We start from the raw sequence: 13,168 nt of genomic DNA, 5'->3' as shown, positions 1-13,168 counted from the left end.
AGCGCGATTGTGCCGATGCCTGTCGTACCGGCCCAGGGTCGAAGGTCCCGGCAGAGGCGGTCGTCGGTCTCTGGCGACATGCAGCGTCGATCTGGTGTGCTCTCGGCACGATGGACATTCCGACGCTCGCGATTTTCAAGCTCGCCTCGTGTGACGGCTGCCAGCTCACCGTCCTGGACTGCGAGGACGAGCTGCTCGCGCTGGCCGGGCGGGTGCGGATCGCGCACTTCCTGGAGGCGTCGAGCGCGGTCCGGCCGGGACCGTACGACGTGGCGCTGGTCGAGGGTTCGATCACCACGCCCGCCGACGCCGAGCGAATTCGCCGGATCCGTGCCGAGTCGAGGGTGCTGGTGGCGATCGGCGCCTGCGCCACGGCGGGTGGGATCCAGGCGTTGCGCAACTTCGGTGATGTCGCCGAGTTCGCGTCGGTGGTGTACGCCCGGCCGGACTACATCGAGACCCTGGCCACGTCGACGGCGATCGCCGACCATGTCCCGGTCGACTTCGAGCTGCGCGGGTGCCCGATCGACCGCCGGCAGCTGCTGGAGGTGCTGACCGCCTTCCTGGCCGGCCGGAAACCGAACCTGCCGGACACCTCGGTGTGCACCGAGTGCAAACGCCGCGGTCTGACCTGCGTCATGGTCGCCGAGGGTACGCCGTGTCTCGGACCGGTCACGCACGCCGGATGCGGGGCGCTGTGCCCGGCGTACCGGCGTGGCTGTTTCGGCTGCTTCGGCCCGATGACGAAGCCCAACGTGGCGGCCCTGGTTCCGCGGTTGCGGGCGGCAGGGATGAGCGAGGACGACGTCGATCGGGTCTTCCTTACCTTCAACGCCGCAGCCGGAGGCTGGTCGTCATGAGTCACCGTGCGAGGCAGCTGAAGGTCAGTTCGCTGGCCAGGGTAGAGGGGGAGGGCGCGCTTCACGTCATCGTCAGGAACGGCGACGTGGAGCGCGCGGACCTGCAGATCTACGAGCCGCCGCGGTTCTTCGAGGCGTTGCTGCGCGGCCGGAGCTACACCGAGCCGCCGGACATCACCGCGCGGATCTGCGGGATCTGCCCGGTCGCCTACCAGACGAGTGCGTGCACCGCGATCGAGGATGCCTGCGGGGTGCGGGTCGGCGGCGCGATCCGCGAGCTCCGGCGGTTGCTGTACTGCGGCGAGTGGATCTCCAGCCATGCGCTGCACATCTACCTGCTGCACGCGCCGGATTTCCTCGGCTACCCGGACGCGATCGCGCTGGCCACCGACCACCGCGAGATCGTCGAGCGCGGCCTGATGCTGAAGAAGGCCGGCAACGCGATCTTTGACCTGGTCGGCGGCCGGGCGATCCACCCGATCAACGTTCGCATCGGCGGCTTCTACTCCGCGCCGAGCCGCGCTCAGCTCGACGAACTGGCGGCCCAGCTCCGTCCGGCACTCGACGCCGCGATCGCGACGGTGCAGTGGGTTGCCGGACTCGACTTCCCGGATCTGGAGCTCGACCACGAACTGCTGGCCGTCCATGACCCGGTCCGCTACGCCATCGAAGGTGGTACGACGCTGCGCCGCGGCGATGGTTCGTCCTTCGAGGTCGATGCCTTCAGCAACCATGTGGTCGAGGAGCAGGTGCCGCACTCGACCGCTCTGCACGCCCACCTCGACGGAGGCCGGTACCTCACCGGACCGCTGGCCCGCTACACCCTGAACCACGAGCAGCTGTCACCGCTGGCCCGCGGACTCGCCGCCGATGCGGGGCTCGGAAGTGAGTGCCGCAACCCGTTCCGCAGCATCGTGGTCCGAGCGATCGAGGCCGCGTACGCGGTCGAGGAGGCCCTACGATTGATCGACGCCTACCAGCCGCCGGAACCGCCGTACGTCGCTGTCCAGCCGCGTGACGGGATCGGGCACGGCGTCAGCGAGACGCCGCGAGGTCTGTTGTACCACCGGTACGGGATCGGGGCTGACGGCTTGGTCCGGTCGGCGACGATCGTGCCGCCGACGTCGCAGAACCAGGCCGCGATCGAGGACGACCTCCGGCGGGTTGTCGCGGCTAACCTCGACCTCGACGACGAGCCGCTGACGCGCTTGTGCGAGCGGACGATCCGCAACTACGACCCGTGCATCTCCTGCTCGACGCATTTCCTCGATCTCGTCATGGACCGGCGATGACGCAGGCCGCGGTGATCGGTGTCGGCAACGAGTACCGCCGCGACGACGGTATCGGGCCCGCCCTCATCGCCGCTCTCGAAGACCGTTGGCTGCCCGGCGCGAAGCTGATCGTGTCCGACGGCGAACCCGCGAGACTGATCGACGACTGGTCCGGCGTGCACCTCGCGATCGTTGTCGACGCCGTACTGTGCGAGCCGTCGACACCCGGTGAGATCCATCGCACCGATGTGGCCCTTCACCACGAGCTGTTCGCCGGTAACGGCGAACCGGTCGCCGAAGAGGCGCACGCACACTCGGCTGGTTCGCACAGCCTCGGTATCCCCGACGCGCTGCGGCTCGCGGCGGCGCTGGACCGTCTGCCACAACGACTCGTCGTCTACGCGGTCGAGGCCGCCGATGTCTCCTTCGGCACCGACTTGTCGCCAGTGGTCGCTGCCGCCTTGCCCAGACTCGTCCACGCCGTACTGACGGATCTGATGTCGGTCCAGATCGGAAGGACCGTCTCCTGACGAATCACGGTGCCTGGCTTCCCGCCCACTTTCGGTAACGAGGTGCCGTACGACGAGCGGCGCGCGGAGGATCACCGCCTTGCCGAGGACCAGCATGTACTCGAGGCTGCGCGACGCAACAAGGAGGTCGCGAACCGACGCGTGAACAACGACGGCCCCGCGATCGCCGGCGGCCTTTGCCTGGGCTGCTTCGCAACCGAGCGGGCTGCCGAGGCACGAGCTGACCGCGACGAGTACACGCAGCGCATCTGCGAACTCCTTGCTCAGCAAGCCAAGAAGTGGCCGTGAGTCGAGTTGGCGGCCAGGACCTGTGCCCGTCGACGTGCTTCACCCGTGAGCACGATGCGCTGTCTGCTGAACCGGGACATGCGTCGACGCGGGCCGGTCGATCAAGCGCGGAACGCGGGTTTCTGATGCGTAGATCTCGAGCGTTGGCTGACTGACGGATTAGAAGAGCCACGCTATCGCCATCAGTACTGCACTTCAGGCGGCGGAACTCTGGGACTGAGCCCTCTAGGCCACTTCGACACCTGTGTTTGACGCGATTTCATGTCACGAACCATGTCATGACCGGCGCTGTCGCAACGACCCAGCCAAGCGGCTACCCACTGGAGTCCCCGAGATTGCCGCGTCGAGCTCTCGATGATCAAGGAGCCGCTGAGACGGCGTACCGCCCGGTTACCGCCCTTGCGGGCGGCGGACGTCATCGTGGACGTGGTCGAGCCAGGCGGGGGCGCCGTCCTCAGGTTCGCCGGGCGGACAAGCCGAGCATCGTCAAGACTCGATGGCTCGGTTCGCAGGTACGGTGACGACCCGCACTCCTCATATGCCAGTCTCCGGCCTTCGCGGCGCGCGTCCAGGGCGCCTACGGCGTCGCTGGCGCGATCGAGCAAGCGCGCCCCTGGACCCGCTTCGTGGCGGCCGACAATCTGGCTGGTCTGGAGGATGACGGGGAGTGTGGTGGCCGCATGACCGCACTGGGGCCCGTCCGGAGGCCCACGGCTCTCAGCCGGTCTTAGGGCTGAATGGTGGCGAAGCGTCGGCCGCCTCGTTGGCCCCACCCTGGTTCGGATCTTCACGTCCGATGTAGTGCGGTTGGCTACTCAGGTGCCGGTCGTGGGCAAGGGACCGCGTTCGAGGATCTCGGCGAGGAGGCCGGCGGTGGCGGTGAGGTGTTCCTGGTTCCAGGTCAATATGCTCCACCCCAGGTGGGTGAAGCCGATCTGCAGCTCGTAGCAGTGGTGGCGTACGGCGGCGTCGATGAGGGCGCTCTGGTCGGCTCGTAGGCTTGGGTCCTGGAGCAGTCCCGACAGCGGGTCGATGGCGGCGATCCCCGGGTAGAACACCGGCCCCCAGACACTGCACCAGGCGGCGTCGTAGAGGAAGTCACCGCGTAGCGAATTTTTCCAGGAAAGCACCGCTTGAACCCGGCAACAGTCTGGACTCACCAGCACGTTGCCGTGCAGGAGATCGCCGTGTATGAGATCGCGGCGCTCGGGGCAGGCCGCGACCAGCGTCCTCACCCGGTCGCAGACCGCCCTGGCCAGGGCCGCGAGCTTCGGGTCGCCGTCCAGGGCGGCCCTCCGTCCGTCCGCCAGCCTGCTGAGGACAAGTTCTCGCCAACTGGGTGCCGGCGCGCCTGCCGGGTGCCACATCACCGGTGCACCGGGGGATGCGGGTGCCCGGTAGAGCGCGAGGAGCAGGCGGGTGAGGGCCGGGGCGACGGCATCGGCGCGCTCGACTCGACTGTCCTCCAGGAACCGCCCGTGATGACGGACCGAGATGGCGTAGGCCTGTCCGGTCAGCGTGGTCCCCACCTCCCTGACCTGCGGTACCGGTAGATCCGGTCCGCTGAAGGCCAGAGCCATGCGGTCGGCTTCGTACCAGGAACGTTCACGACCGAATCGGACAACCAATTCCTCGCCGCCCGCTCGGTAGGCCCATGCCGACGACCAGGCGCCGCCCGTGAGTGGCTCCAGGTCGCTGGCAGTGCCGCCGGAATGCTGGGCGAGGAATGCGGCGACCTCTTCGTGACTAGGGTGCTGCATCCCGCCAGTATCCGCCCAGGTCATCCGCTGGCCTATTGACGGGTCGATTGGCGCGCTGGCCCATGAACCTCAGGCGCCCTACGCGGATTGGATGGGCGGCCATCTGCCGCTCCTGCATTGGCGGTGGGTCCGCGGGTCGTTTGCTGACGGCGTTGCTAACAGCGGGTCTGGACGGAGGCAGCCGTCAACGGCCCGTGACCAGCGAGCATGTTCGGCGCTCGGAACTTGATCGGGGCGGGCTCGGGCGGCACGCGTGCTCCGAAAGCGCATCACCTGCACCCCGGTCTGGTTGTGGTCTAGAACGAGTTCGCTTCGCCGGTCGGATCAGTCGTTCGCGGCGTGCGTCTGGTCGGCCTGGGCAGGTCGATGGAGACAATTCGGCCCGTGCGGCGCAGACTGAGTGGCGTGGGTGAGCCTGCAGTCTCGCGGCCACCCCTCGTTGCGGGGCGGGTCGAGGAACTGCGGATCCTCGGTGCAGCGATTCAGGGGGCGGCTGAAGGCCGGCCGTGTGCGGTGTTCGTGCACGGTGAGGCCGGCGTGGGCAAGACCTGCCTGGTCAGGCGGATCTGCGACGATGCCGGCGGGCGTGGGATCGTCGTGCTATGGGGGCAGTGCGTCCATTTCGGATCAGTCGACGCGCCATACCTGCCGCTGATCAACGCCTTGGAGGGCTGGATCGAGTCTGCCCCGCCTTCGGAGGTGTCCGGGGTGTTGGCCGCTGTTCCGGCCGCTGCTGAGTTGTTGCCTTCGTTGGGCGGGCAGGCCTCACTGGGGGCGGTTCGGCTGCTGCCTGTGGTCGATGGGCTGGTGATGGCGATCGCGTCCCGGCGGCCGACGGTGCTGGTCGTGGATGATGTGCAGTGGGCGGATCCGGCCTCGCGTGATGCGATCACCTATCTTGTTGCGGGCTTCAGAACCCAGCGCCTGGCAATGTTGATGACATACCGGGACGAGGAGCTCGCCGCGGGGCATCCGCTGCACAGCTGGCTGGCCGACCTGACCCGGCTGCCGTCGGTTTCATCTGTACGGCTGAACAGACTGAGCCGGGATGAGACCGAGGACCAGCTCGCCGCGCTGCTGGGCGGGCGACCACATCCGCGCCTGGTAGCCGACGTGACACGACGTTCCGACGGCAATCCTTACCTCAGCGAACTGCTCGTCGGCGGAGTCGCGCTCGCAGACGACGGCCTTCCTGCTGGTCTGCCCACAGAGTTGACGGGAGCGTTGCTCGGGGCGTGGCACCGGCTGTCGGCGCCGGCGCGTGAGGTCATGCGGATGCTGGCGGTCGGCGGGCGGCCTGCGCTGGTCGACGACGACCTGACCGAGGTCGCCGCGGCGCGCGGCATCGGCGCCGAGGCCGTGGTCGATGCGCTGGTCGAGGCGACGAACGCCGGTATCTGCGTAGCAGTGGACGCCGAGACGTGCTGGTTCCGGCATCCGCTGCTGGCCGACGTACTGTGCGGAACCTTGGTCCCCGGCGAGGCAGGTCCAATCCATGCCGCATGGGCGAAGGCGCTCGAGTCCCGGTGCCGCACAGGCATCGACGAACTCCGCCGGCAGGGCGACCTGGCCCAGCACTACCAGGGTGCAGGCGCCCTGGGGTCTTGCCTCGAGGTGTCGCTACGCGCAGCCGGCCTCGCGCGAGATCTCAGGGCGCTTCGCGAGGAGGCGCTTCATCTGAGCCGGGCGGCGCGCCTCTGGCCTACCGTCCATCGTGGCGACGCTCAGAGCGTGGACCAGGAACTGGACCTGTTGGAGCGCCTCGCTGATGCGCACAGGCTGGCGGGCGACGACGAGTCGATCTTCACTGCCTGGAATCGGGCGCATGATCTGGTCGATGAACGAGCCGACCCACTGCGAGCGAGCCGGGTCATGAGGCACTGGGCTTCTAGCGCCTGGTCCACCGGCCGAGCCACCGGCGAACCGATCAATGAGATCGAGCGTGCTGTCGAACTGGCCCGGGCGTTTCCTGACAGCAGGGAGTATGCCGAGGCGCTGGCCGCTCTGAGCGAGTCTCACACGTTTATGAACGCCCCCGAGGCGGCGCGACGGTACGCCGAGCAAGCTGTCCAGGCAGCGCATCGGGCCTGGTCCAACGAAGCACTGACACACGCTTACAGAGCGCGGGCCTTGGCGTTCATCCGGGAGGATCGCTCCGATCGCGACTCAGCGGAGTGCTTGCGTTTCGCCCGGCTGACGCATGACCCTGCCTTGCTCAACCAAGCTCGTATGGTCCGGTCGGACTACCTCGATGCGCGCGGCCGCGTGGCCGACTCGACCGGCATCATGGCCGAAGGGCTCAGCGACACCCTCGACGCAGGTGCGTTGAACGTGGTCTCTGGTCTGACGCGTGTCCTGGCGTGCCAGCTCCTCATGTTCGGGCGCCTCGCGGAGGCTGGCCGCGTCATCCGCCAAGGCCTCGCCTTGGCCGAGGGGCCGGAATGTACAGCTGACGTACGGCTCGTGGCCGCGTTGCTATCCACTAGGCGAGGAGACCTAGAGGTGGCCCGTCTGCACCTAGAGCGGGCGAGAGAAGCGATACCGGACCTCGATGAGCGGCCAGGCTTAATGGCGCCGCCGATCCTGGCTGAGTGTCTCCTGGCAGCGGGCCATCCCGACCGAGCTCTCGACATGCTCATGCGAACGCTTGCGGTCCATTCCGTCGATCCGCGTGTTGCCGACGAGATGCTCCTGTGGGGGGCGCGTGCTGCAGCCGACATGGCGCAGGACGCCCGAGACCGACGCGACGGTGACCGAGTGAGCACGGCGAGATCCAACCTCGACGCCCTGATCGCATTACGCAAAGACCTTCCTCAGCGACCGTTCGAGGTGCTGGTCGCCGAGGACCTTGTTCAACCGGCGATGGAGGCGCTCTTCAACGCGGAGACGAGCCGGTGCCGCGGCGAGACGATTACATCCTTGACCTGGGAGAAGGCGGTCGCTTCGTGCGAAGCCGCAGGCCTGCAATGGGAGCAAATGATCGCGTCCTGGCGACATGCGCAGGCCCTGCTGGACGAGGGAACGGATCCTTCCGCCGCCGCGGCACCGCTCCGGGCGGTGCATCAGTTCGCCACAAGCTCCGAGGCCCACCCACTGCAGCGGCATGCGGCCGCGCTGGCAGCCATCGGCAAGATCCCACTCCAGGAACCGGTGACGCCCCCGCGACGCGACACGCTGCCGGAGCCCTTCCATGCGCTGACGCAGCGAGAACTGGAGGTCCTCTCCCACCTCGTCGCGGGAAGAACATATTCAGAGATCGCCGACGCCCTGTTCATCAGCAAGAAGACACTCAGCGTCCATGTGTCGAACTTGCTGCGCAAGACCGGAACATCGTCGCGTCGAGATGTATCCGCGCTCGCGCTCAGACTCGGCCCGCCCATAGTCAGCTCGGAATGAACTATCCCGGCTTTGTAGGCGGACCGGCGAGATCAATGCGAGCGGGGCCGCCGCCGTACCTGCAGGGGTGCGCAGGTACGGCGATCCGCCTAGATGGCAGGCACGTGGCGACGTCGGTACAGCCACGACCCACCGAGGGCGAGGCCCACACCAGCGAGCGCGGATGCACCGGCCTGGAGGGCCTCGACGCCTGCGTCGTCGACCGGCACCTGCTGGACAACCGACACCGGGGCGGCGGGACTTTCCCCAGACCTCGGCTCTGGCGGTTGTTGTGCCGATGCTCCGGTCGCAGTGAACGCGGCTGCGCCCAACGCGAGTGCGGATATTGCGATGGCTGAGTTCCTGCGGTTCATGACTTCTCCATGAGGTCGATGCGGCGGGATCGCCGTTTCCCTTCATGGTCGGCGCGGTGGCTGCGCCACACATCGGGTTCATCACCTCAGATCGAGGGCCAAACCTCCTCAGATTCGGTCGCCCCTAAGGGTTTGCGTGGACACGCCTACGGTTGTCCTCGCTACACGCCCGCAGGTTCGGTAAAAGTCCCCACTTGAACAGCCGCAGCTGGCGGACCGCGTCGGCGTCCTTGGGGCCGTCGCCCGGCGGCCGGGCGATCACGACGGGCGCCGTCTTGGTGGGGGCCACGTTGTAGTCCGGGTCCTTCAGTTCGTCGGCGTTGTCGTCGTCGACCTGGAACTGTTCGAGCAGATCGGCCCGGCGGGCTGTTGACGCATAGCGACCACACATGGCTCCCAGACTGCCACGACCGGGCCGGATACACAGCTGGCCAGGAGTGGTTCGGTGTGTGACGGTGGGTACAGGGGCTGGAGGCAACCACCCACTTCCGGAGGAGGAGCAGGACCCATGGCTGACCGGAGTTCGGACAGCGGCCAGGAATGGGCCGACGACCAGGTCAAGGAGCTGCGCGACCTGGCCGGGGCGAACACGCCCGTCGGGGTCATGAGCATGAAGCTCGGTCGATCTGAGGCCGCGATCCGGTCCAAGGCGCAGTCCGAGGACATCAGCCTGTTGCCGCCGAACCGGTCGCCGTACGGCGACATGAGCTGAGATCCAGGCGCATGCTGGTGCCATGGCCCGGGTCTGGCGGTGCGGGAACTGCGACGGGGCGAACGTCCCCGAGCACCACCGGTTCTGCCCGCACCGCGGCCCTTGGCTGACGATCCGGCAGGTGAAGATCATCGTGTGGCCGCCATTCCGCCGATCACGGAACAGGAGCGGCAATGACCCCGGCCAGGCGCAGGACTGAACCGACCGAGACACGAATCCCGGCCGATCTGGCCGGCCCGATCGACGTGGCCCTGGCCCGGTCGATCGACCAGATCCCCGGCCCGCACGCGCTTTCCGGGCGGTTCACGCTACGAGGTGAAGTGGGACGGCTACCTTTACTGAACCTGTCAAGCTGGGTGCACCGGCGGATCCGTCTCGGGGGCGACGGCTTTAGGCTTGAAGTTGCGTCCGGTCATGTAGCGCGTGGGATCTCAGCCGGCGCTGGCAGCGGAGGCGAGCTAGGCGTGCAGGCCGTCGGGGACGCAGCATGAGGGGGCTGCCGAAGCGATGATCAAAGGTGGCGATCTGCGCTTCATCCGTGTACGTCCTGATACAGAGGCTCGCAGCGTCGGGCCGCCACACGCCACCAGCTTTCCGACGGCGTAGCGATGGACGGCGGGTTGCGGGGGCGGCATGGCGCTCACGGAAGCAGGTGACGTCGAATTTCGCTGGAGAAGGATCTGCTGCCTGCGGGTGAGGGAGCCCGGGCGAAGGTGCCGTCCGGGGCTCCCTCAGGTGCCGGCGGTGCGGGTGCACGCCGTGGTGTGGGCGTGTCATGGCCTGCGGGCCGGGCGTTTTCTACTTGCCTTCTGCGGCCTTGGACACGTGCGCCCACTCGGCCCACTCGGCCAGGCGCTGCTGGTAGACCTGCGGTGCCATCTGAGTCGGCCCCTCCCCGAAGAACACGCGCAGCGGCGGCTCCTCGGCGTCGACGAGCGTGAGGATCGCGGACTTGAAGCCGACCGGCTCCGGGAGTACGACCTGCGCCCGCCGCGCGGCCATGTTCTCGTGCAGAGCCGCGTACGCGGGATGCGCGTCGGCGACGATGGCGGAGGCACCGGACCAGTCGGTGGCGAAGCCGCCGGGTTCGACCAGGGTGACCTTGATGCCGAAGCCGGCGACTTCCTGAGCGAGTGCGTCCGTCATCCCTTCCAGTGCCCACTTCGACGCATGGTAGGCACCGAGGGTCGGGAACGCGACGATGCCGCCCATGGTCGAGATCTGGATGATGTGGCCCGCGCGCTCCTCGCGGAGGATTGGGAGGACCGCCTGCGTGACATCGAAAACGCCGAACAGGTTCGTCTCGAGCTGGTCGCGCAGCTGCTGCTCGGTGATCTCCTCGACCGTTCCGAAGAGCCCGTAGCCCGCGTTGTTGATGACGACGTCGATCCGCCCGAACGTCTCGTGCGCGGACTTCACCGCAGCGAACACCTGGTCGCGGTTGGTGACGTCGAGCTTGACCGGGAGGACGGCGTCGCCGTACTGCTCGACCAGATCACTCAGAGTGTCCGTGTTGCGGGCGGTCGCTGCGACCTTGTCGCCACGCTCGAGGGCGGCGAGGGCGAACTCGCGGCCAAAGCCTTTCGACGCGCCGGTGATGAACCAAACTTTGCTCATGATGTGAATCTCCTGTTGGTATGGACGGCCACCCGCGAGCGGGAGGGCTGTCCGGATTGTTTTGAGTTCGTTGTGTAGGTGGGCGGCGGTAGCGGCCGCAGCTCCACGGTCATTGGCGGGCCGTCGGCCCGACGTGTCATGGCCCGAGGGCCGGGCGTTTGCTAGTTGCCTTCCGCGGCTTTGGACACGTGCGCCCACTCGGCCCAGGTCTTCAGGCGCTGTTGGTACACCGCGGGTATCCACTGGGTGGGCTGCTCGCCGAAGAACACGCGCAGCGGCGGCTCCTCGGCGTCGACAAGCTGGAGGATCGCTCCGCCGACTCCCTCGGGGCCGGGCATCTGGGCGGAGGCGCCCATCTCGTTCAGTGACGCGTGCAGGGGGCCGTAGGTGTCCTGGCGGTGGGCGGTGAAGACCGACGAGCTCGCGAAGTCGGTGGCGAAGGCGCCGGGTTCGATCGTCGTGACCTTGATGCCGAAGGCAGCGACTTCCTGGGAGAGTGCCTCGCTCATGCCTTCGAGCGCCCACTTGGAGGCGCTGTAGCCGCCCGTGCCGCCGAAGGTGGCCACCCCCATGGCCGAGGAGATCTGGACGATGTGGCCGTTGCCCTGCGCACGCAGGACGGGCAGTACCGCCTGGGTGACGTGGAAGACGCCGAACACGTTGGTCTCCAGTTGGTCGCGCAGTTCCTGCTCGCCGAGTTCCTCCACGGCGCCGATCAGGGAGTAACCGGCGTTGTTGACCACTACGTCCAGTCGGCCGAACCGCTCCTTGGCCGCCGCGACCGCCTCGAACACCTGCGCTCGGTCGGTGACGTCCAGTCGCAGCGGCAGCACCGCGTCACCGAACCGTTCGACCAGGTCGGTCAGCGTTTTGGTGTCCCGGGCGGTTGCCGCGACCTGGTCGCCGCGCTTCAGGGCGGCGAGGGCGAATTCGCGGCCGAAACCGCGCGACGAACCGGTGATGAACCAGACCTTGCTCATGAAGTAGACCTTCTGTGGGTATGGACGGCCATCCGCAAGCGGGATGGCGATCCCGAGAATGTTGAGTTCGTTGTGGAGATGGGCGGCGGTAGCGGCCCGCAGCTCCACGGTCAGCGGCCTTGCGCTGATGTCACAGGGAAACGGGCTCTCGACTCAGGGGCCTGAATCTCCTGCGGGAAGCTCGCCCCGGTGATCTGGCGGGCCGTATGGGCCCGCCACTGATCCGTCTCCTCGGCCGACCACCGTTGTGTGGCCGGCAGGGTGGATGGTCACGGTTACTTGATCAGCTGCTTGCTGCTGGCGCGCTGGGCGGCTGGGGTGCTGGTGAGGATGCTGCGCAGCTTGGCGGCCTGCTGGTCGATGGCCTGCGGGCCGTTGCCGGTGAGCAACCGTACGGAGGGCTCGTAGGCCAGTTGCGGGGCGGAGATGTTGAGGGAGGACGCGACGGTGAAGCCGGCCTCCTTGATGGCCACGTCGACGAAGTAGGGCAGTCGGGTCCTCTTGCCCGGGACGCGCGGGTAGAGGAACCGCAGCGCGAACCGCTCGCCGATCGTGGGGACGGTCGAGATGGTGGCGGCGAGGAACGGGTTGTCCTTCACGGAGTAGGCGGCGCCCTGCGCGTCGATGCGCTGCCGGGTGGAGGTCACCGCGATGGGGGCGTGGCAGATCAGCGAGATGGTGACGCCGTTCTCCCGGGCCACGTGGAGGGTTTCGCCGAGCCACGGGTCGTCGCGGAAGTCGACCATCGGGGCGTGACCGCCGGGGGCGTGGATGAAGTCGAAGTCGGCGAAGGTGAACGGGTCGGCCGGGTCGCGGTGGCGCAGGACGAGTTCCTGCAGCGAGTGGAAGGTGCCCTCGGGCAGCTTGTCGAGGCGGCGGATCAGTTCGGGGCGGTACTCGGCGAGCTCCGGCTCGCTGTTGGGCAGTAGTTCGGAGACCGGGATCCGGCCGATGTGCCGCTCCAGCAGCCGGACTTCCTGCTCGCGGCGGGCGACCAACTCGGGGTGGCGCCGCCGGAAGCTGCTGACCTCGAACGAGCGGCGGCGCTGCTCCATGCGCATGGGGAGGGTCTTGGCGCCGGTCTTCTCGATGGACTGCACGGACAGAGCCATGCCGTTGATGTCGAGTTGCGGGGCGTTGCCGTCGGGGGTGGCGAAGGTGAACTCGTAGTCGTTCTCGAACTCCTTGAGTACCTGAGCCATCTCGACCAGGAAGAACCCGGTCGAGATCGACTTGACCTCGGCCGGCTCGACCAGCGGCAACTGGCGGCCGGACGAGATGAGGATCAGTGCGCGGCGCTTGGTGGCGGGCATGACGTTGCTCCTTCTCGAGGTTCTCGGCCGAGGTGAGGGCAGGCCACCCATGTCACTCATCGGCTCGATAGCCACTATACGCCGAAGA

Annotated in this window: 11 protein-coding genes; 6 read left to right on the top strand and 5 right to left on the bottom strand. The window is 67.7% G+C overall.

Annotated elements, in window-relative coordinates:
- Nucleotides 1-110: 110 nt before the first annotated feature.
- Genes AB0E63_RS33200 through AB0E63_RS33185 form a run of 4 tightly spaced genes read left to right on the top strand, consistent with a single transcriptional unit; the run spans nucleotide 111 to nucleotide 2,949 of the window.
- Nucleotides 111-860 carry a hypothetical protein gene (locus AB0E63_RS33200; RefSeq protein WP_360374989.1) on the top strand — a complete coding sequence of 250 codons (750 nt, stop codon included), beginning with the start codon at nucleotides 111-113 and terminating at the stop codon, nucleotides 858-860.
- Entirely contained in the window at nucleotides 857-2,152 is a 1,296-nt protein-coding gene (locus AB0E63_RS33195; RefSeq protein ID WP_360374987.1) for a Ni/Fe hydrogenase subunit alpha, read from the top strand. Before AB0E63_RS33200 ends, AB0E63_RS33195 begins: the two co-directional genes overlap by 4 nt.
- Nucleotides 2,149-2,661: a hydrogenase maturation protease gene (locus AB0E63_RS33190; RefSeq protein WP_360374985.1), complete on the top strand. Its 513-nt coding sequence runs from the start codon at nucleotides 2,149-2,151 to the stop codon at nucleotides 2,659-2,661. The genes AB0E63_RS33195 and AB0E63_RS33190 overlap by 4 nt, the downstream gene beginning before the upstream one ends.
- Before the next feature lie 42 nt (nucleotides 2,662-2,703).
- On the top strand, nucleotides 2,704-2,949 hold the full coding sequence (locus AB0E63_RS33185; protein ID WP_360374983.1) for a hypothetical protein: 246 nt from the start codon (nucleotides 2,704-2,706) through the stop codon (nucleotides 2,947-2,949).
- A gap of 815 nt (nucleotides 2,950-3,764) precedes the next feature.
- Here the strand turns inward: AB0E63_RS33185 and AB0E63_RS33180 are convergent.
- The gene (locus AB0E63_RS33180; RefSeq protein WP_360374981.1) at nucleotides 3,765-4,709 is read right to left on the bottom strand and encodes an aminoglycoside phosphotransferase family protein; all 945 of its coding nucleotides are present in this window, start codon (nucleotides 4,707-4,709) and stop codon (nucleotides 3,765-3,767) included.
- 405 nt (nucleotides 4,710-5,114) lie between these two features.
- Between AB0E63_RS33180 and AB0E63_RS33175 the strand changes: the two genes are divergently transcribed.
- Nucleotides 5,115-8,105, top strand: coding sequence for an AAA family ATPase (locus tag AB0E63_RS33175; RefSeq protein ID WP_360374979.1), 2,991 nt, complete (start codon nucleotides 5,115-5,117; stop codon nucleotides 8,103-8,105).
- Between the two features lie 477 nt (nucleotides 8,106-8,582).
- On the opposite strand, the gene AB0E63_RS33170 is transcribed toward AB0E63_RS33175, so the two are convergent.
- Entirely contained in the window at nucleotides 8,583-8,849 is a 267-nt protein-coding gene (locus AB0E63_RS33170; protein ID WP_360374977.1) for an SOS response-associated peptidase family protein, read from the bottom strand.
- A 117-nt stretch (nucleotides 8,850-8,966) separates the two neighbouring features.
- Between AB0E63_RS33170 and AB0E63_RS33165 the strand changes: the two genes are divergently transcribed.
- Nucleotides 8,967-9,170, top strand: coding sequence for a hypothetical protein (locus AB0E63_RS33165; RefSeq protein ID WP_360374975.1), 204 nt, complete (start codon nucleotides 8,967-8,969; stop codon nucleotides 9,168-9,170).
- A gap of 798 nt (nucleotides 9,171-9,968) precedes the next feature.
- On the opposite strand, the gene AB0E63_RS33160 is transcribed toward AB0E63_RS33165, so the two are convergent.
- The 3 genes from AB0E63_RS33160 to AB0E63_RS33150 all read right to left on the bottom strand — a co-directional run bounded on the left by AB0E63_RS33160 (nucleotide 9,969) and on the right by AB0E63_RS33150 (nucleotide 13,080).
- Nucleotides 9,969-10,787, bottom strand: a complete 819-nt coding sequence (locus tag AB0E63_RS33160) for an SDR family oxidoreductase (RefSeq protein WP_360374973.1) — start codon at nucleotides 10,785-10,787, stop codon at nucleotides 9,969-9,971.
- Between the two features lie 161 nt (nucleotides 10,788-10,948).
- The gene (locus AB0E63_RS33155; protein ID WP_360374971.1) at nucleotides 10,949-11,767 is read right to left on the bottom strand and encodes an SDR family NAD(P)-dependent oxidoreductase; all 819 of its coding nucleotides are present in this window, start codon (nucleotides 11,765-11,767) and stop codon (nucleotides 10,949-10,951) included.
- 275 nt (nucleotides 11,768-12,042) lie between these two features.
- The gene (locus AB0E63_RS33150; protein WP_360374969.1) at nucleotides 12,043-13,080 is read right to left on the bottom strand and encodes a hypothetical protein; all 1,038 of its coding nucleotides are present in this window, start codon (nucleotides 13,078-13,080) and stop codon (nucleotides 12,043-12,045) included.
- Nucleotides 13,081-13,168 lie beyond the last annotated feature (88 nt).

It is taken from the genome of Kribbella sp. NPDC026596, assembly GCF_040638415.1.
Lineage (GTDB): Bacteria > Actinomycetota > Actinomycetes > Propionibacteriales > Kribbellaceae > Kribbella.
Note: the sequence above shows the minus strand (reverse complement) of the source record. Positions and strands in the feature narration are given on the sequence as shown.

What these genes read in the sequence shown, in the direction of transcription:
- AB0E63_RS33200 (WP_360374989.1), top strand. Translation starts at nt 111, where the DNA reads ATGGACATTCCGACGCTCGCGATTTTCAAGCTCGCCTCGTGTGACGGC.
- AB0E63_RS33195 (WP_360374987.1), top strand. Translation starts at nt 857, where the DNA reads ATGAGTCACCGTGCGAGGCAGCTGAAGGTCAGTTCGCTGGCCAGGGTA.
- AB0E63_RS33190 (WP_360374985.1), top strand. Translation starts at nt 2,149, where the DNA reads ATGACGCAGGCCGCGGTGATCGGTGTCGGCAACGAGTACCGCCGCGAC.
- AB0E63_RS33180 (WP_360374981.1), bottom strand. Translation starts at nt 4,709, where the DNA reads ATGCAGCACCCTAGTCACGAAGAGGTCGCCGCATTCCTCGCCCAGCAT.
- AB0E63_RS33170 (WP_360374977.1), bottom strand. Translation starts at nt 8,849, where the DNA reads ATGTGTGGTCGCTATGCGTCAACAGCCCGCCGGGCCGATCTGCTCGAA.
- AB0E63_RS33165 (WP_360374975.1), top strand. Translation starts at nt 8,967, where the DNA reads ATGGCTGACCGGAGTTCGGACAGCGGCCAGGAATGGGCCGACGACCAG.
- AB0E63_RS33160 (WP_360374973.1), bottom strand. Translation starts at nt 10,787, where the DNA reads ATGAGCAAAGTTTGGTTCATCACCGGCGCGTCGAAAGGCTTTGGCCGC.
- AB0E63_RS33155 (WP_360374971.1), bottom strand. Translation starts at nt 11,767, where the DNA reads ATGAGCAAGGTCTGGTTCATCACCGGTTCGTCGCGCGGTTTCGGCCGC.
- AB0E63_RS33150 (WP_360374969.1), bottom strand. Translation starts at nt 13,080, where the DNA reads ATGCCCGCCACCAAGCGCCGCGCACTGATCCTCATCTCGTCCGGCCGC.